We start from the raw sequence: 18229 nt of genomic DNA on the forward strand, positions 1-18229 counted from the left end.
CACCTCTTTTACTATTATATCTCGATAACACGGCTTATGCCGCTTCTTTCAAACAGCTCTGAAAATTCCGTCAGTCGCTCTTTTCCCTGCTCAGGCTGTGAAGAAAGCAGGCTGTCCAGAGCGACAGTGAAGCTGTCTGCGCTGTCGATATGCTCGAAAACCTTTCTCTGCTGAGAAAAGCTGTAAAATGCCATGTAATGCCCTATACCGCCGTCTGAAAGATACATTGAAAGGCTCAGTGCCTTTGCGGCAATGCGGTCATAATCCGCTGCGGGGACATTTCCGCCTGTTTCAACGTAGATACAAAGGCTGTCAGTAACAGGCTCGCCATATTCACGGACGTAAATATCACCAAGTCTGAAAGACAGCTTCCAATGCACCGATTTATAGCTGTCCCCCTGACGATATTCTCTTATCCCGATAGGCTCACTGTGGTCGAAGCCCTCGTTTTCATTGCTGAAAAAGTCGCTTTCAAGGGCTTCTTTGAGTTTTGCTTCCTCGCTCTCATCTATCTCTGCGGCATCAGGCATTATGTTCACACTGCCCTTTATTTCGCACTGCGCCTTTTTCCATGTTAGCCCTGTAAAGTCAAAGGCTCTTAGTGTCAGAAACTCTGCTTTTATCTTTCCGCAGGTGTCGCTTTTTACAGTGATATCCACCTGAGCAGACTCTCTGCTGATGATAAAATGCACCTTTATGTCCTCGCACTGTCCTGTGAGCATATTTCTAAGCCGCAGTTTACCGCTGTATTCGCCGCAAGTTCCTGTGAAGATAAATTTAAGGCTCATGTCCTTATTTTTCAAGCCTGTGCCGTGGCTTACCAGTGTTGCTGACAGCTTTTTCTTTGAGAATATATTTACACATACTGACAATACAAAAAGCACTGCGCACAAACCAAGCACCGATATGCCAATGGGTTTTTTCAGCACAAAAAGCAGTATGCCCAAAGCTGTGCAAAGGCAGAAGCATAGCCTCTTCATCTGCGTTTTTCCTCATTCTCAGGGCATTTTACGCTTTTAAGTATCTCGTCAAGCACACTTTCTGCCGCAAGTCCTGAGAGCCTGCCCTTTGCAGAAAGTGATATCCTGTGGCTGCAAACATGGGCAAAAAAATCTCTTACGTCCTGGGGAACGACATATTCTCTGCCCTTATAGCACGCCCACGCCTTTGCTATCCTGCAAAGTGCCAAAGCACCTCTTGGGGATACGCCCAGAGAAATATTTTCATTATGCCTTGTGGCGTCGCAAAGGTCTGAGATGTAGTCATAAACGCTGTCGTCAACAAAAACAGCCTTTGCCTTTTTCTGCATTTCTATAAGCTTTTCAGCTGTGCAGACGGCTTTCACATCTACCAGTGGGTCTGAACTGCTTCGGTCTGACATTATGCTTCGCATTGCCGCCTTGTCAGGATAGCCCATTGAAAGCTTTATCATAAATCTGTCAAGCTGTGAAACAGGCAGTGCCGCCGTGCCAACTGTGCCTGTAGGGTTTTGTGTTGCTATCACTGCAAAAGGCTCAGGCAGAGGATATGTTCTTCCGTCAACTGTGCAGGCCCGCTCCTCCATGACCTCCAAAAGAGCAGATTGCGTCTTGCCTGAGGTTCTGTTTATTTCGTCTGCAAGAAGTATATTCGTCATTGCCGCACCGCTGTGAAAAGCAAAGCCCTGCGCCTGTCTGTCAAAAGCCGTATAGCCTGTGATGTCGGAAGCCACAGTATCAGGGGTGAACTGTATCCTCTTTGTTTCAAGCCCCAAAGCCTTTGAAAACGCCACCGCAAGAGTAGTTTTTCCCACGCCAGGAACGTCCTCCATAAGCACATGACCCTGCGCCAAAATTGCGGCGAACACCATATCCACCACTTCGTCCTTGCCGATTATGACCTTTTTCACTTCATCTGTTATCTCACGCATTTTTTACCCTTCTTTCTTACCACTTTGAAAACTCCCAATGCGCACAGCACCGCTGCCGCAGATATCACATACACTGTCACGTTTTTATCCTCCGCCTCTTTTATTATCTCGTCGGCAGAAGTGACCTTTTTCCGCTCGCTTTCAGGAAGCTTTTTTATCCTCTCTGCGGTCTTTTCCAAAAGCTCCTTTTTGTCTTTTCCAACACTATCAACAGGATAAAGCTCACGGCTTATGATACTGTTAAGGTCTGATATCTCACTGTAAAGCTCGTTCGCTTTGGCGTTCATTTCTTCAAGCTCTGATATTATCTTATCCCTATCGGAAAGGCTCTCGTCAGCCTTTGCATGGGCTAAAAGCACAGCCGTAGCAGTGCAGTCCCCCGAAGTAACGCCGTTTTTTCTCAGGACTTCAAGCTTGTTCCTGTCGCTTTTTGTAAAGCCTTTCTTGCCCTTATATATTTCCGTTTTCTCGATACTGTATATACAGCCGTTCCCATGGTCTGTCTGTGCAAGCTCCTCTGTGAAAGCCCTGTCGCTCAAGGTCTGACCATATTTTTCTGCCGCATTTTCAAGCTCTGCACCGTATCTCACATATGTGCGTTCGTCACAATCAAGGTCATTGAAAAGCTTCAAGGCTTTTTCTGCGCTCTCCTCGTCTGAGATATCCGAAAGCCTGCCGTTTATGCCGTCAAGCTTTTCACGCTGTAGAACTGAAAGCTCCTCTCTCATATCGTAAATACGTCGCATCGTAAGTTCAAAACGCTTTTGTGCCGCAAGTGCGCAAAGCGCCTGTCCTGTGGCAAGCTCGTCAGAATCACCGCCCTTTTCATGTGAAAATCCACCGTCGCTGTTCTGATAGGAAAGCAGGGCGGTCAAAAGGTCGGAACTTTTCACAAAACGGCTGTCAGCTTCGGGGTCGATACCAAGCGAGCAAAGTGCTATTACTACCTGCGAATCAGCTTCTGCGCTTCCGAACGTACCTGAGCTGTCCTGCTTGCCGCTTAGATACTCCACCGCTTTGTCAACGCTTTTTCTAACATCGTCACGGGAAAAATCGTTGAAATATGGGGCGATCGCCTGCAAAGCCATTGCGGTGATGTCGATATCGCTTTCACCTTTTGACAGCGAAAAGCCACCATCGGTATTCTGCGAAGAAACTATCTCGTCAAGTATACGCTCTCTGTCAAACTCTGCACCCTCTGAGGTCTTGTAGCCCATTGTATCAAGGGTCAAAAGTGCAAATATCCAGCCGTTAAGGCCCTGTTTGCCTACGGAATTATTTTCATCTCTGCCGTAAACACCGCCTTTTACAAGGTCTATGCCCCCAAGGTCGGCAGGATCGCCTCCCATTGCGGAGGCTGTTATAGCGCACCTCTGCCACTCGGTAGCGTTGTCGGTATCTGAAAGAGCTTTCACACGCTGAGAAAGCGCAGTGAGATAAGCCTCATAGTCCTCCTCAAAACCAAAGCGTGAAATGCCTATGGCAAGCCAATCGGAGCTTCCTATGCCTGCGTTTTGCAGAAAATCCCCCGAAAAAATGCTCTCGTCCTGAGAAATACCCATTTTGTCACGCTGCCACTGACAGACCTTTTCTGCGCTTTCAGTTATCCTGTCCCTTTTATCTGCGTTATCTGCATTCACCGCAGGAACATTTGTCAGAAGCATTACTGCCCCTGCAAACACCGCCACTAATCTGCCAAGAAAACCTCTCGTTTTCAACAATATCCTCCTACCATGTTTTGTCATAGCTATCCTGTGAACCTGTTATATCTCTTCCGTAGGCAACTGTGAACGCAAGCCTTACAGTGTCGCCGTCGGTGAAGTTCACCTTGCCCATGCCGTATGCAGGCATATTGCCGTTTACAGTGTACACCCAGCCTGAGCCGTAGGTGTAGTCAAATTCTCCAAGGCTGTCGGCATACTGTGTGTTGCTGTCTGCAATGCCGTCATTTTTTATAAGCTGTGCAAGCTCGCTGTTTACTGCTCCACCTGAAAACGCACCGCTTTTGTGTATTCGGCTTAGATATCTTTGGTCGTCCTTGCCTGTAAAGTCACCTGTGAAGCCGTTTTGCTGGAGAAAACGCTCTATAACATCAACGCCTGTGTCCCCCTCGTATATTGCCACCTCTGAGCCTGCGGCAAGCTGTCCAAGCCCTATGGTCTCGGCGTCAAAGCTCATTGTTATAACACCTGTCTGCTCGCCCTTTTGTGCGCTCACCGAATTTATGGTATAGGCATGATCCGCATATCTGCCCTCGGGGTCATACACCCTTATTTCAAGAAGATTTGCCCCGCCCGAAAGCTGGAGATAATAGGCTGAGTTCCTGTCCTGTGCGATACACTCAACAGAAAGCCCATTGAGCCAGACCTCGGTCTTGTCGGCATATATCCTTCCGCCCTGATAGTCCTGTGCGTTAAATCTGAGGGTGAAGCCCGAGCCTTTCACTGTCTGTCCGTTGGTGACGTTTATATACGTTATCTCAGGTCTTGTGGTATCGTCAGCAATGGGTACATAGGTGACGGTGAAATATCTGTCTATCTTTTTGTCACCGTCTTTTGCATAAAGCCTTATACGGTTATCACCGCTTTGGAGGGTGCAGGTATAATTATCTCTGCCCGAAAGCTTTTTGCCGTTTAGAATAACGCTTAGCTTTGCACTGCCGCTTTGACCTTTCATTCTCGCATAGAAGCTGAACTCAACGTCATTTACAGTGCGGTCATAAAGATCGGTATCGATTGAAAACTCCGCAGGAGTGTATTTTATCTTAAAGCTTTTTTCAGCCTTTGAGCCGTCCTTTTCCGCAGAGAGAGTTATAATATTCTCGCCCTCTGAAAGCTGTGCGGTATAAGTTTCGCTGCCGGAAAGCTTTTCACCGTTGACTTTAACCGTCAAAGGTATTTTATCACTGCCGTAAAAAGCTGTGGCTGAAAATGTTATGCTTTCTGTGTCAGTATCCTTATCCGCAAGGTCGGTGTCAAAGGTTATCTCCTTTTTGTCAAAATAAACTGTATAGTCCTTATAAGCCCTTTTCACCTGACCGCTTTTGTCGGTATAAGTGCAGGCAACACGGATAGTGTTTTTTCCTGCGTGAAGGGTAACGCTGCCCGAAAACTGATTTACAACGCTGCCGTTCACAGTGACCTGAACTTTTTGCACTGTGAGAGCCTTGTTTTTATGTGTTATTGTGAACTCATAAAGGGGCTTTTTTACACGCTCGCCCTCTTTTATAGAGGTGGTGAAATATTCTGTGTCGGTGTTCTTTGTGACAGTTTCGGTCTTGCTGTCAGGCTTTTTCTTTACCTCGTCAGACTTATTTTCACCTTGGGCATTTATGGTAACATTTGTGTTCCCGCCATTTACTGTGGGGGAATTTCCGTCGCTTTTGTCAGCCTGCGGAGAGCTTTCTGTTGTATCTGTATTGCTGTCGCTGCTATCAGTGTTATCACTGTCATCTGCCTGTGAGCTGTCCATATCTGAACTTTCGTCCTTTGGCTGAGAGCTTGTTTCATAGCCTTCTCCGCCCTGTCCGTCCTCCTCCGCAAGGCTTTCAGACAGTACTGAAAACGGATTTTCAGGTGTCTTATAACTGCTCATATTATAAAAACGCATACACAAAAAAGCCGCTGCGATAAAAAACGCCGCTGCTGACAGCATTATTATTTGCCTGTTTTTTTGTGTATGCTTTTTCATAATATTCTCGCTTTTCATATCACAGAAAATGCCCGCCCCCTGAAAATAGAGGGCGAGTATCCTGCAAAATAACTTATATCTTAATTGTCTTAATTTTTTACTTTCTCTTTCTTGAAACTGTAAGCGCTCCGCTGATAAGAAGTGCAAGACCTGCTACGCAAACGCCTGCTGTCGCACCTGTGTTAGGGTTAGCCGAACCTGCGTTATTTGCTGTCTTTGATGAACTGTCAGCCGCCTTTGATGTGTCAGCACTGCTTACTGACTCTGCGGCTGATGAAGTGGCAGAAGATGTATCCTCAGAGTTTGCAGAAGATACTGTGCTTTCGGAAGATACGTCAGATGAGCTTACAGAGCTTTCTGCTTCTGATGAAGAGCTTGGTGTCTTGAGTTCTTCAAGCTTTTCCTCTGCGGCCGTAAGAGTGTCAACATTGCCTACATATTCCTTAAGGTCGCCAAGAGCGTCATAAGCGGCTCTTGCTGCCTTGATGTCATTCTCGCTGTCAAGTGTTATCTCGCCAAGATCACTGATAAGCTTCTCAACAGCCTTTACGCTGTCATAATCCTCTGCTGCAAGAACTGTTACGTCGATAGTTGCTTCAACAGGTGAAACGGCAACGCCGGTTGTGTTTGCAGCACCCTCGTTTGTCTTATCTCTGTACATACCGTACTTGTATGTAACAGTAACGAAATCATCGTCTGCTGTAAGAGCTGTATCGTCGATAGTCACATAATCTGTAACGTCTTTCTTCACGCCGTTTTTGAGAACTGCGTAAACCTTCAAGTCGGAAGCGTCATAAGCTTCGCCCTCTTTGCATACTGTCTTAGCATTCTCGGTCACAAGCTTTTCCACCTCTGAGCCGACAGCCATTATGTAGCCTGAATCGTTCTTGAAGTAGATAGTGCCGTTTTCGTCTGCAACAAGGTCAGCTATAGCGTACTGTGCCTGAGCACCCGTTGGTGTGAAAAGTGACGGAGCTGTTTTCTTTCCGTTTACTATCTGAGCGTCAAGAACGTCTGTTACGCCCTTTTTATCCTTTACATAGCGGATAGCGCCTGCTGATGCGTTCTCTGAGAAGTAAACATAGTTATAGCCGTTCTCATTCACAACGCCAAGACCTGATGTCTGTGGATAGCCCTTTGTTTCTGCCTTGTATGCTATCTCAAAGCTGTCAAGGTCGATAACTGCGATAGCACTGCCCTTATAGTTGCCCCAGCCTGAGCCGTTTACGCCAACATAAGCTCTTCCGTTAAGAACTGTAGGAGTTGATGTGCTTGCACCGCCAAGTGGGATGCTGTCAAGCTTTGTGAAATTGCCCTCATCGTCTATTGTTGCCTTATAGAAATATCCGCCGTTAGATGTGAAATAATAAGCGTCTGTATCCTTATCGTAAGAAATAGTGCTTCTTACTCCTCCGCCTACTGTATACTCAGTATCTATAACGCTTCCTGAGTTCTTGTCAAGAGTAACTATTCTTGCAGGGTCGGTAGTGTTTGCCTTTGCATTTTCCATGCCGAGAACGACAAAATCATCAGTTGCATATGCGCCTGCCCAATAGAAACCGCTTTTGTTTGTGAATGTCCACTTTGGTGACTTCTCTTCATCTGTTGTGTCAGGATCTTCGTCCTTAACATCTATGCAGACATACTGATCGTCTTTTCCTGAGCCATAGTTGCAGAAGCCTGTGTAGATACAGCCGTCATTATAGTAGATAGGGCTTACAGACTGTCCGCCAACGCTGTCCTTGTATACCCACAGCGACTCGAGGGTGTCAGCGTCAAATGCCTGAATTCCGCCGTTAAAGGCTGAGAATATCATGCCGTCTGCATAAGTAACAGGCTGGATAGCGTAGCTGTTTGTGCCTGCTCGCTGTCCAACTACTGAATCCACAACGCCCGTTTCCTTATTCATTCTCATTAGCTTGTCGCCGGATGTATAAACGATATCATCTCCAACGATAGCCACAGGCGACGGACCATCGTTCCAGCTTTTTCCTACCTTAGTTGCCCAGTTAAGCACTGCGTTATCCGCACTGTCAGGGAGGACTGATGTTGTTACGTTGTTGTTTGTTCCGTCTGAAACAAATGCGCTTACACACACGCTCAGACTAAGAGCAGTCGCAAGAGCGAAGCTGGCTGTTCTCAAAATTTTCTTCTTCATTCTTTTCTGTCCTTTCGTTGATACACACTGTTCCGCCGTCAATGCACTTTTTATGAACACCCCGACCACAGCAAAAAATGCCTTTCCGCCGAAACGAAAAAGCATTCTATCCGCTTTACTGCCTGCACAGCGATAAAGCAGACCGTCATCTTCATCGCCCAAGACAGAAATAGTCAACGAAAACACAGCAGATACCTGACTTATGACAGCGCACAAAAAGCCTGTCAAACACAGTAATGGCGGTTGTGCAGGATTTGGACCTGCTTCCCTGACGGCAAGGCTTTCGCCCTGACACGCTCTACTCAGCTAACAACTTTTCAAACTGTGCTTTCTTAATATTCACATCATGATAATTATACCATATTGCTATGGATTATTCAATAACCTTTTTACACCACTAATAAGTCCGATACAACGCCGTTTTTGTGGCATTTTCATAAACTCATAGGCTGAAACTTTGTTGGATATAGTTTTAGGCTATACCCTCAGTTTCTCCTCCAGTTCCGTGTCAGGCTTGACAGTGATAGTGTAGTTGTTTGTAAAAATAACCATGCCCGGCTTTGAGCCGTTTGGCTTTTTCACGTTTCTTATGAAAGTGTAGTCAACGTCCACTCTGGAGGAATTTCTTCCCTTTGAGTTGCAGGCGGCGATTATTGCCGCTTCCTCTATTGTCCTGTCAGGTGGCATTTCCCCGTCGCAGGTGACGATAACGTGGCTTCCTGTGATATCTTTGACATGGAGCCAAAGGTCAGTTTTCTCTGCTTCCTTGCAGGTGAGGCGGTCGTTCTGCTTATTGTTCCTGCCTACCCTTATTTCATATCCGTCAGAAGAACGGTATCTTATAGGCGGCAGAGCCTTTGGAGGCTTGCCCTTGAACTTTGAGCGCTTTACATAGCCCTCCTGAAAAAGCTCCTCACGAAGCTCGGCTATATCCCCCTCCGTCTGCGCCCTCGTGAGAGAATCGAAAACAGAATCCAGATACTTGACCTCCTGCTCGCCCTCTGCAATAAGCACAATGAGCTTTTTCTCTGCGGTGTCGAGCTTTCTGTACTCCTTATAATACTTCTGAGCGTTCTGTGTTGGCGTAAGCCTTTTGTCAAGTGGTATCTTCACTGTAGGGCAATTCTCGTCATAAAAGTCCTGCACCTCGGCATATGCCATGCCCTTTTGGAGCGCATAGAGATTTGAAGTGATAAGGTCACCGTAAATGCGGTATTTTTCCCTGTCCTTGCACTCTTTAAGCTCCTCACGCTGATTTTGCACACGCCTTTGAGTTCTCTCGGAGGTGTTTATAAGAAGCTTGAAAAGGTCGTTGGCTTTCTGCTTTATTCTTGAAAGGGAGTCCCTCTCCGCATAGAAATAATCAAGCAGAACACTTGGCGACTCAAAGCTTTTTGTCACCATGAGCGCACCATACTGTGCAATATCGCAGAAGCAGAAGTCTTTGAGATTGCCCTCTTTTGTTTTCAGCACTGTGTAGACGTTAGTGCCGTCATTTATGCTGTCACGGACTTTCGAGAAATAAAACCACAGCCTGTCCGCAGTGTCGCCGCTTAGCTGTTCGGCTGTTATCTCAGCACCCCTTGCCGCAAAGAACACAGCTTCCCTTGCGAACACTGGTGAAATGCCCTCAAGCGTTTTCATTATTGCCTTTGAAAGCTCCGCCGTGGGGTTTTCGGCTATCTTTGCAAGAAATTCTTCTTTTGTACATTCCATAAGATTCAGCCTTTGCTCTCTTGGGGGCAAAGTATACTGCGCACCTGGAAGAACCATTCTCACTGATGACATTTCCTGTCCCACACGCTTTATGCTGTCTATTATCCTGCCGTCCTCATGATAGAGGATAAGATTTGAACGCCTGCCCATTATCTCCGCCGCAAGTGTGAGCTTCACCCTGTCGCCCATTTCGTTGGTGGCTTCAAAGTCAAAGAAAAGTATACGCTCAAAGCCGTCCTGCCTAATGGCAGTGAGTCTGCCTCCTGCAAGATGCTTTCTCATGAGCATACAGAACATAGGCGGTGTTTTCGGATTCTCTATATCCGCCGTTGTTATATGAACCCTTGCCGAGCCTGCACCTGTGCTGAACATAAGCTTCTGCGCACCCTCTTTAGTGCGGATAGTCATTATAAGCTCCTCTCGTGAAGGCTGGTGTATCTTATCCACCCTGCCGTCAATAAGAGGGTCAAATTCTTTTCTGAGCAAGCTCAGATAAATTCCGTCCAATGCCATTTTACTTACCTGCTTTTTATATTACTTCAACTATATCCCTGTTGCTTACGGCTATCTCTACTCTCAGACCGCTGAACTTGTTTTTCAGCTCGTTGGCGATAAACTCGCAGAAGATATTTTCCGTATAGAAATGACCTGCGTCTATAACAGAAATGCCCATATTTCCGCCGTCTATGAAAACGTCATGCTTCACGTCACCTGTCAAAAGCACCTGACAGCCTTTTTCTGCGGCGTCAGCAAGGAACGAACCGCCTGAGCCTGAGCATACTCCCACACGCCTTATCTCACGCTCGCCGCCGCTGAAACGGACTACCCTACAGCCGAGAACGTCCTTTGCTCTCTGTGCAAGCTCACGGACGTTCATGCCGTCACACTCGCAGACATATCCACAGCCAACGCCATGCTCCTCATGCAAAGCGCTCTCGGGTTTTAGACCAAGCATTTTGCAAAGCACGTCATTCATTCCGCCCTCTGCAGAGTCGAAATTTGTGTGCATGGAAAGAGCGTTCTTTCCCCCTGCCGCAAGTATCACAGCAGGATCGTTCGGCACGAGGGTCTTTAGTCCTCTGAAAATAACAGGGTGGTGGGTGAGAACAAGGTCAAAGTCGCGCTGACAAGCCTCTCTTGCCACCTCAGCGGTGCAATCCAGCGCCACCAGCACGCTCCTTACCTCTGCGTACATTTCTCCCACGTTAAGACCGCTGTTGTCATAGCCCTCCTGCAGGCGGTACGGGGCTAAATCCTCTATAAAACTATAAATATCATAAACTGTCGTCAATTTTGTCAGCTCCTTTTTGTGTGTCTGATGTGCTGTCAGGGATATTTCTGTCCTTGATAACTGCGTCAAGAAGTTCGTAAAAGCCCGTGATAAATACCACCACTATAAGAACAAACAATGCAGGAAGCATAGCCTCAAAAGGCAAGAAATTTAATGCAGGAAATCTTTCGCCGCTGGACAAAGCCGCTGCCGCATCTTTTTCGCAATAAATATATCCCAAAACCATAACAATGGTATGTATAACAAGCGGTATAAACGCAAAGCTGAGCCAATAAAAGGCTTTGCCCACGTTTGGTTTCTTAAATTTAAAATAAAAACCTATATACGCACCCAAAGCAACAACGCCGCTTAATATCACGCTTGCACCGCCGGGACTTACGGAGCAGAATGCAAGCAACAGAATTACTGACAGTATCGTTACGGAAAGTTGGGTCGCTACGCCTATCCCTAAAGCTTTCAGAAATTTCATTTTATCCCCCTGTTTTTTGTATCACATTTTTATTTTTTCAACGTTTCAAGTTCGCTCTGTGCAAGCTTAACAAGCCTTTCACCTAACTCCTTTTTGTCCTCGGACTTCATCATTCCGCTGCCTGCAACAAAAATTCTTTTTGCCTGCCTTGCGACATACTCTTTCCCCTCGCCCTCAGGCTCAACAAAGCCGAACTGCAAATATCTGTCATCACATTCATAGGACGGCGTTTTGCCTGTATACACCGCCTGCATGACAGAATATGCAAACTGCCCCTCTGTGCAGGCAAGCTCTTTTTTCACCTCAAAGCCGTTGTCATAAAGCCACTTTCTAAGCACGTCCCACTTTGTCATAGGCTGTAAAACGAGGTTTACGCTGTTTTTCACCCACGGACATTTTTCAAGCAGTCTTGCAATAAGCTCACCGCCCATGCCTGCCATAACAACGTCTGTTATGCCCTCAGGCGGAACATTGTCAAGTCCGTCTGAAAGCACTGTTCCAATGCGGTCTGAAAGCCCCTCACGGCGGATATGCTCCTCAGCCGACTTTAGCGGCATTGGTGCAACATCACAAGCTAGAGCCTTTTTGCACATATTTTCCTTTATCATAAAACAGGGCAGATAACCATGATCTGTCCCCACGTCGCATACAAAATCTCCTGTACATAGCTTTGCACAGGTCACAAGTCTTTTATCCAAAACTTTCCTCCAAAGAAAAAAATCGCCGCTCGCCCCCTGAAAAGGCGGCTGGGCGGCGAAAATAGTTCCAAACGCTTATTCTGCAAAGTGCTTGTTGAGCTTTTCGAGCATTTCCTCAACAGGAACGCCATGAACAGCACAAGCCTCTTCAAGAGTTTCGCCTCTTGACGCTGGGCAGAACAGACAGTGCATACCCATTTCCATAAAGTATGGTGCTGTATTTTCATCAGCGTCCATTATATCGCCTATAATAGTATCCTTTGTAACTGTGAATGCCATTTTATATTCCTCCTATCATGATAGACCACGCACCGCAAACGCTTTGCGCTATACCTATATTATAACCAATCCTGCGAAAAAAAGCAAGCCCTTTTTAAGGCAATACCGCACAAAGATCGTGCGTCAGATGCGTAGTCAGATTTTTTGTCAGATTGCATAAAAATTCCGCAGGCATACTGTCGTATGTCAAGGGATTTTTGTGTGATATGACGGAAAATCTGCAAGCAGATGGCGTGCAAAGCCGTCAGGCGGGCTTTGTGCGGTGTTGCCTTATATATTATAATGTATCTCCCTTATCAACATTTATAACAGCGTTATATCTTCCGTCAAATTCTGTGAGCCGTTTTGATATTTTTGCTTTTACCTCGCTGTCTGAAAGTCTGAAATCAAAAGGCACTACCACGTCAAAGATAAGGTTTTCACGGTTTTCTCCCTTTGTCATTCTGAAATCGTGTATTGACAAGCACTGATCAATAGACTTCACAACGTCTGTTACTATCTTTTTAGTTTCGATAGTTTGCTCGTCATGATCTGCCACCGGATCCATATGTATAGACACTGCGCAGTGATATTTTTCTTTCATGCTATCCTCAAGATCGTCTATAAGCTCATGAGCCGCCATAAAGTCCATTTCACATGGCACTTCGGCATGAAAAGAGATAACAGTATTCCCTACGCCATAATCATGTATGAGCAGATCATGGATACCGATTATCTCAGGAAAGCTTGTTGCGGTATCAACAATATCCTGAACGAACTCCTTATCGGGCTTTGAGCCGAGAAGCGGCGAAACGCTGTCCTTGCAGGTCATAAAGCCTGAGCGGAAGATAAAGAGAGCAACGAGAACGCCCATATAGCCGTCTATGTTTATGCCTGTGAACGCAGAGAATACCATTGCAAGCATAACAGCCCCTGTTGCGGCGCAATCGGAAAGGCTGTCAGCAGCAGAGGCGAAAAGCGAGGTAGAGTTTATCTTTTTTCCAAGCTTTCTATAGAAATACCACATCCAAAGCTTCACAGCCACAGAGCAGGCAAGTATCACAAAGGTCATTACCGAGAAAGCAAGCTTATCATGGGCGAAAATTTTTGTGAACGATGATTTTCCAAGTTCAATGCTCATCATCATTATAATAAACGAAATGACAAGACCTGAGATATACTCCATTCTGCCATGACCGAAAGGGTGATCTTCGTCTGCAGCTTTGGCCGCCATTTTAAAGCCAACCAGCGACATTATAGACGAACCGGCGTCGGACAAGTTATTGAAGGCGTCCGCCATAACGGACACAGCCCCTGACACAAATCCTGCAATAAGCTTACCGAGGAAAAGCATGATATTAAGGACTATACCAGTACATGAGCCTAGGTAGCCATATTTTTTTCGGACGTTTTTATCTTTCACGTTATCTCTGTCTTTTATGAATAATCTTATAAGAAGTGCTGCCATATGAATATCCCCTTTTGTTTACCAAAGTAAACTTATAAGTTTATCTACTATTATAACACATAATATTACAAAATCAAGTGCAAATGCTTATTTATATGGATATTCGCCGCAGCAGGCAATATGCAGCCACTTATTTCTCATTTCAACCACATAATAAAATTTTCTTTTCGCTATTGAAAAATTTTGTGCAGTGTGCTATAATAGTCATTAGCGTTAATCGTTTACATACGCAAAAAGAAAAGAGGTTATATAAAAAATGAGAAAATTCATATCGAGAGCTGCGGCTCTGCTGCTGGCAGGAGTTATGACAGTGGCTGTGGCAGGCTGCGGAAAAAACTCCGACAGAGAGGCAAAAGACACAGCAAAGAAGTGGACTGAGCTTGACCAGACACAGATAACAGAAGCCATGGGGCTTGGCTGGAACTTAGGCAATCAGCTTGAAGCTTCCAGCGGCGGACTTCCCAGCGAAACTTGCTGGGGCAATCCTGAGATAACAAAGGAGCTTATCGACACTGTCAAGGCACAGGGTTTCAAGACAGTAAGAATACCTGTTTCTTATCTTGACATGATAGGCGACGGCCCTGACTACAAGATAGACACCGACTGGCTGGACAGAGTTCAGGAGGTCGTTGACTATGTTGTTGACAACGATATGTTCGCTATAGTTAATATGCATGGTGACGGATATTACACTGTTGACCACAGTTGGTTGCTTTGTGCTGAAGACGATGACAAGCAGACGGAGATAAAGGACAAATACGGCAAGGTTTGGACTCAGATAGCAGACCGTTTCAAGGACTATGACCAGCACCTTATCTTCGAGTCCATGAACGAGGAATTCAACAACGACTACGGCAAGCCTGACGCTAATGCTTATGAGAACATAAACGCATACAATCAGATATTTGTTGACTCAGTAAGAGCAACAGGTTCAAACAATGAAAAACGCTGGCTGCTTCTCCCAGGCTGGAACACCAATATTGAATACACAGCAGGAGATGATTACAACTTCAAGATACCGACCGACAACGGCTGCAAGGCAGACGGCAAGCGTATCATGATATCAGTTCACTATTATGACCCATTCAATTTCACTATTGACGAGAACAAGACCGCAAAAACTCAGTGGGGCAAATATGCAGTAAAGAATTATGACAACTGGGGTCAGGAGGATCATGTTGACAGCCAAATGGCACTTCTTAACAAAAAGTTTGTAAGTCAGGGCTACCCTGTTGTTATCGGCGAATTTGGCGCACAGGACAAGACAGAAAAGTTTGCAGACTACAATGAGTTCAGACGTTACTGGGCTGAATATCTTATCAAGGCGGCAAAGAAAAACGGCGTTGTTTGTGTATACTGGGACAACGGCTACAACGGCAACAAGGGCTTTGGCATCATAAACAGATTTGACTACACTATCACACAGCCTGACCTTATTGCAGGCATGATGAGAGCCATAAACTCAACTGACGATTATGAGATCCCGTCACCGGCAGGCTACACAGAGGTCAGAAAGAGCGCAAAGGCTTCATAAGTTTTTCACACGCAAATATGCTGATACATTTGTAGGGGCGAACAGCGTTCGCCCGTTTGATCTGAATGATGAAATAATAAAAGCAGTACCTGTTGGGGTACTGCTTTTTGTTTGTGTCTTACGAAACGAGAGTGGGCGAATTGCGGGCGAACGCTGTTCGCCCCTACTTTTTGCTATTCTATCACAAGTTCCTCTTTTGTGGAATCTGTTCCCTCGATATGGAAAGAATTGAGCACAGGCTCATCTCTGTTCATAAGTGAGAGTATCATATAGCTTGCAGTCTTGTCATAAGCAAGCCTTTTATCCTCATCAGAAGGACGAGAAGGTGACTCAGGGTGTGAGTGCCAGTTGCCCAGAGGAACAAGTCCCTCCGCTCTCATATCCTTGATAGCAGCAAGCTGCTCCTTAGGGTCAAGAGAAAAATGCTCGTTTGAGTGGTCTATGTTCGTGAGAAGATAGACCTTTTTTATTATCTTGTCACTGCCCTCTTTTACTCCGCCGATAAGACCGCAGGCTTCGTTTGGAAGCTCGCTTTCAGCGTGGTGCAGTATCTTTTCATAATCGCTTTTGCTGAGTTTTATCATAGATGTACACCGTCACATTCTGCCTGTTCATAGTCGATAAGCTCTGTGATAGTAGGGTGCTCGCCGCATACTGCACAGCCCTTTGTATCCTGAGGGAGCTTTACCTTTCTGAACTCCATTTTAAGTGCGTCATAAGTAAGCAGATAGCCTGTGAGAAGCTCGCCAACTCCAAGGATATACTTGATAGCTTCCATTGCCTGCAAGCTTCCTATAACACCACCCATTGCACCGATAACGCCAGCCTGCTTGCAAGTAGGAACAGCGTCCTTCGGAGGTGGGTTCTTGAACACGCATCTATAGCATGGTCCCTGACCTGGAACATAGGTCATGAGCTGACCCTTGAATCTGATGATGCCGGCGTGAGAAAATGGCTTTTTAGCCATTACGCAGGCGTCATTAATAAGAAACTTTGCAGGGAAATTATCAGTGCCGTCGATAACGAAATCATAGTCCTTGATTATATCCATGATGTTCTCGCTGTCGATAAAGGTACGGTATGTATTCACCTTGACGTCAGGGTTGATAGCCTCCATTGTTTCCTTTGCGGAAAGAACCTTTGCCTTGCCAACGTCCTGTGTTGTGTGGATTATCTGTCTTTGCAGATTTGAGAGATCTACCTCGTCTGCGTCTGCAATGCCGATAGTACCAACGCCTGCTGCGGCAAGATACATAGCGGCAGGTGCGCCAAGTCCACCTGCGCCTATGATAAGAATCTTTGCGTTAAAAAGCTTTTTCTGTCCCTTTGCGCCAACCTCTTTAAGAATGATGTGGCGTGAGTAACGCTCGAGCTGTTCGTCTGTAAATGCCATTACTGTCCGCCTCCCATGAAGTAAAGAAATTCTACAACGTCGCCGTCTTTAAGAACTGTGCTTTCAAAAGCACCGCTCTCTACAAATTCGTCATTGATAGTTACTGTAACATACTGTGGTGTTTCAACGTTCTCGTCGATAACGAGCTGTGCCACTGTAAGTCCCTCTGCAACGTCCTTTTTATTGCCTGCTACTGTTATAGTCATGATACATTTCTCCTTAATCTATAGAATTTATTGTTTCGGCAAGCTGTGCTTTCTTTACAGCTCCCGTAAGTCTTGCTTTTTCTGCTCCGTCCTTGAAGAACACAAGTGTCGGAACGCTTGTGACATTATACTTCTGAGCAGTCTCGCCGTCAAAATTGATATTGAGTTTCACAAGCTTTATGCCCTCAGGGTTCTCCTCCTCAGTTTCCGCAAGAAGCGGTGACATTCGCTTACACGGAACGCAGGAATCTGAATAGAAATCTGCTATAACAAGCTTTCCTGCCTCGTTTATCTCGCTCTCGAAAGTATCCTTATTTGCTCTTACTGACATTAATCTCCCACCTTTTGTACGATAAGGTCATAAGTGCCGTCCTCATTATCGATGAGCTTCAGTATCTTGTGACCCTCTTCCTTAATGCTTCTTGGAACGTTCTGAACAGGCTCACCGTCATTCATTTTAATGGAAAGTATCTGTCCGTCGTCAAGCTCCTCAAGAGCTACCTTTGCCTTGACAAATGTTGTCGGGCAAACCACTGTGGTGATATCCACTGTATCGTCTATTTTAAAATCAGCCATTGTTATAAACCTCCAGTATAGTATTTGTAAATTTCTCTCTGCCCACTCTGTCGATAGTGAACTTGAATCTTTCGCCAGCTTTTGCGTTATCGTCAAAGAACTGTATAGCGGTATCGCAAATCTTCATAAGAGTTTCCTTATCCTCGATAAATGGGATAACAGTTTCGCCCTTGTTGATATGGTTGCCGAAAAGTCCGCCGAATGAAACTATATAGCCGTGGATAGTATCCCACGCTTCTGTAGGACAAGCCTTAAAACAGCGTCCGCAGAAGTTGCACTTCTCTTTGTCAAGGACTATCTTTCCGTCCTCCATTGTAAGCGCACCCTGACGGCAAGCCTTTACGCACACGCCACAGCCGATACAATCAGCTTCACGCCACTCTACCTTTATTCCGCCCTTGATACCAACGTCATTTTCTTCCGCTTTAAGGCAGTTGTTCTGACAGCCTGTGATGCCGAACTTGAACTTATGAGGAAGCTCCCTTGCGAAATATCTTTCGTCAAGCTCCTTTGCAAGAGCGTATGTATCTATACAGCCGCTTGGACAGACCGCAGCGCCCTGACAGGCTGTGATAGTTCTTACTCTCGGTCCGCAAACGCCCGGCTCTGTGTCGCCCTTTGCAAGTGCCGCTTTTACCTCGTCGATATCGTCAAGCTTTATAAAAGGTATCTCAACGCTCTGACGTGATGTAAGATGAACATAGCCCTCGCCGTATTTATCTGACACCTCTGCAATAGCTGCAAGCTGTTTTGCCGTAAGGTTTCCGCCCACAACTCTAAGTCTAAGTGAAAAGTTATTCTTCTGCTTCTGGCGCATGAAACCGCCTTTTTTAAGTGTTGCGTAGTCAACTGCCATAGTAAAT

Annotated in this window: 18 protein-coding genes; 1 reads left to right on the forward strand and 17 read right to left on the reverse strand. The window is 45.8% G+C overall.

Annotated elements, in window-relative coordinates:
• Positions 1 to 14 precede the first annotated feature (14 nt).
• The 11 genes from DWW81_RS02600 to DWW81_RS02650 form a co-directional block, all read right to left on the reverse strand.
• Positions 15 to 980 carry a DUF58 domain-containing protein gene (locus DWW81_RS02600; protein ID WP_117897178.1) on the reverse strand — a complete coding sequence of 322 codons (966 nt, stop codon included), beginning with the start codon at positions 978 to 980 and terminating at the stop codon, positions 15 to 17.
• On the reverse strand, positions 977 to 1909 hold the full coding sequence (locus DWW81_RS02605) for a MoxR family ATPase (protein WP_117897177.1): 933 nt from the start codon (positions 1907 to 1909) through the stop codon (positions 977 to 979). Before DWW81_RS02605 ends, DWW81_RS02600 begins: the two co-directional genes overlap by 4 nt.
• The gene (locus tag DWW81_RS02610; protein ID WP_181982648.1) at positions 1897 to 3627 is read right to left on the reverse strand and encodes a prenyltransferase/squalene oxidase repeat-containing protein; all 1731 of its coding nucleotides are present in this window, start codon (positions 3625 to 3627) and stop codon (positions 1897 to 1899) included. Before DWW81_RS02610 ends, DWW81_RS02605 begins: the two co-directional genes overlap by 13 nt.
• A 10-nt stretch (positions 3628 to 3637) precedes the next feature.
• Positions 3638 to 5503 carry a DUF4430 domain-containing protein gene (locus tag DWW81_RS02615; RefSeq protein WP_181982649.1) on the reverse strand — a complete coding sequence of 622 codons (1866 nt, stop codon included), beginning with the start codon at positions 5501 to 5503 and terminating at the stop codon, positions 3638 to 3640.
• A 193-nt stretch (positions 5504 to 5696) separates the two neighbouring features.
• Entirely contained in the window at positions 5697 to 7985 is a 2289-nt protein-coding gene (locus tag DWW81_RS02620; protein WP_117897174.1) for an NPXTG-anchored protein, read from the reverse strand.
• A gap of 249 nt (positions 7986 to 8234) precedes the next feature.
• Positions 8235 to 9986 carry an NFACT RNA binding domain-containing protein gene (locus DWW81_RS02625; RefSeq protein ID WP_117897173.1) on the reverse strand — a complete coding sequence of 584 codons (1752 nt, stop codon included), beginning with the start codon at positions 9984 to 9986 and terminating at the stop codon, positions 8235 to 8237.
• A gap of 16 nt (positions 9987 to 10002) precedes the next feature.
• Positions 10003 to 10764: a Nif3-like dinuclear metal center hexameric protein gene (locus DWW81_RS02630; protein WP_117897172.1), complete on the reverse strand. Its 762-nt coding sequence runs from the start codon at positions 10762 to 10764 to the stop codon at positions 10003 to 10005.
• Positions 10748 to 11233 carry a hypothetical protein gene (locus DWW81_RS02635; RefSeq protein WP_117897171.1) on the reverse strand — a complete coding sequence of 162 codons (486 nt, stop codon included), beginning with the start codon at positions 11231 to 11233 and terminating at the stop codon, positions 10748 to 10750. The genes DWW81_RS02630 and DWW81_RS02635 overlap by 17 nt, the downstream gene beginning before the upstream one ends.
• Before the next feature lie 29 nt (positions 11234 to 11262).
• Entirely contained in the window at positions 11263 to 11931 is a 669-nt protein-coding gene (locus tag DWW81_RS02640; RefSeq protein ID WP_117897170.1) for a class I SAM-dependent methyltransferase, read from the reverse strand.
• 75 nt (positions 11932 to 12006) lie between these two features.
• Positions 12007 to 12210, reverse strand: a complete 204-nt coding sequence (locus DWW81_RS02645) for a DUF1858 domain-containing protein (protein WP_022288179.1) — start codon at positions 12208 to 12210, stop codon at positions 12007 to 12009.
• A gap of 277 nt (positions 12211 to 12487) precedes the next feature.
• Positions 12488 to 13657, reverse strand: a complete 1170-nt coding sequence (locus tag DWW81_RS02650; RefSeq protein ID WP_117897169.1) for a cation diffusion facilitator family transporter — start codon at positions 13655 to 13657, stop codon at positions 12488 to 12490.
• Positions 13658 to 13913: 256 nt separating this feature from the next.
• Between DWW81_RS02650 and DWW81_RS02655 the strand changes: the two genes are divergently transcribed.
• Positions 13914 to 15191 carry a glycoside hydrolase family 5 protein gene (locus DWW81_RS02655; protein ID WP_242989578.1) on the forward strand — a complete coding sequence of 426 codons (1278 nt, stop codon included), beginning with the start codon at positions 13914 to 13916 and terminating at the stop codon, positions 15189 to 15191.
• 173 nt (positions 15192 to 15364) lie between these two features.
• Here the strand turns inward: DWW81_RS02655 and DWW81_RS02660 are convergent, their stop codons facing one another.
• The 6 genes from DWW81_RS02660 to DWW81_RS02685 are packed head-to-tail and all read right to left on the reverse strand — an operon-like array spanning position 15365 to position 18222.
• Positions 15365 to 15775, reverse strand: a complete 411-nt coding sequence (locus DWW81_RS02660) for a M67 family metallopeptidase (protein ID WP_117858160.1) — start codon at positions 15773 to 15775, stop codon at positions 15365 to 15367.
• Complete coding sequence (gene moeB, locus DWW81_RS02665) at positions 15772 to 16584, reverse strand: molybdopterin-synthase adenylyltransferase MoeB (protein ID WP_117897168.1); 813 nt, start codon at positions 16582 to 16584, stop codon at positions 15772 to 15774. Before moeB ends, DWW81_RS02660 begins: the two co-directional genes overlap by 4 nt.
• On the reverse strand, positions 16584 to 16790 hold the full coding sequence (gene thiS / locus DWW81_RS02670; protein ID WP_022288183.1) for a sulfur carrier protein ThiS: 207 nt from the start codon (positions 16788 to 16790) through the stop codon (positions 16584 to 16586). Before thiS ends, moeB begins: the two co-directional genes overlap by 1 nt.
• 13 nt (positions 16791 to 16803) lie before the next feature.
• On the reverse strand, positions 16804 to 17121 hold the full coding sequence (locus tag DWW81_RS02675; RefSeq protein ID WP_038672494.1) for a thioredoxin family protein: 318 nt from the start codon (positions 17119 to 17121) through the stop codon (positions 16804 to 16806).
• Positions 17121 to 17366 carry a sulfurtransferase TusA family protein gene (locus DWW81_RS02680; protein ID WP_022288185.1) on the reverse strand — a complete coding sequence of 82 codons (246 nt, stop codon included), beginning with the start codon at positions 17364 to 17366 and terminating at the stop codon, positions 17121 to 17123. Before DWW81_RS02680 ends, DWW81_RS02675 begins: the two co-directional genes overlap by 1 nt.
• Positions 17359 to 18222 (reverse strand): 4Fe-4S binding protein, encoded by an 864-nt coding sequence (locus DWW81_RS02685; protein ID WP_117897167.1) that lies wholly within the window; start codon positions 18220 to 18222, stop codon positions 17359 to 17361. Before DWW81_RS02685 ends, DWW81_RS02680 begins: the two co-directional genes overlap by 8 nt.
• Positions 18223 to 18229 lie beyond the last annotated feature (7 nt).

Source organism: Ruminococcus sp. AF17-1AC (genome assembly GCF_003461385.1).
GTDB classification, from domain to species: domain Bacteria; phylum Bacillota; class Clostridia; order Oscillospirales; family Ruminococcaceae; genus Hominimerdicola; species Hominimerdicola aceti.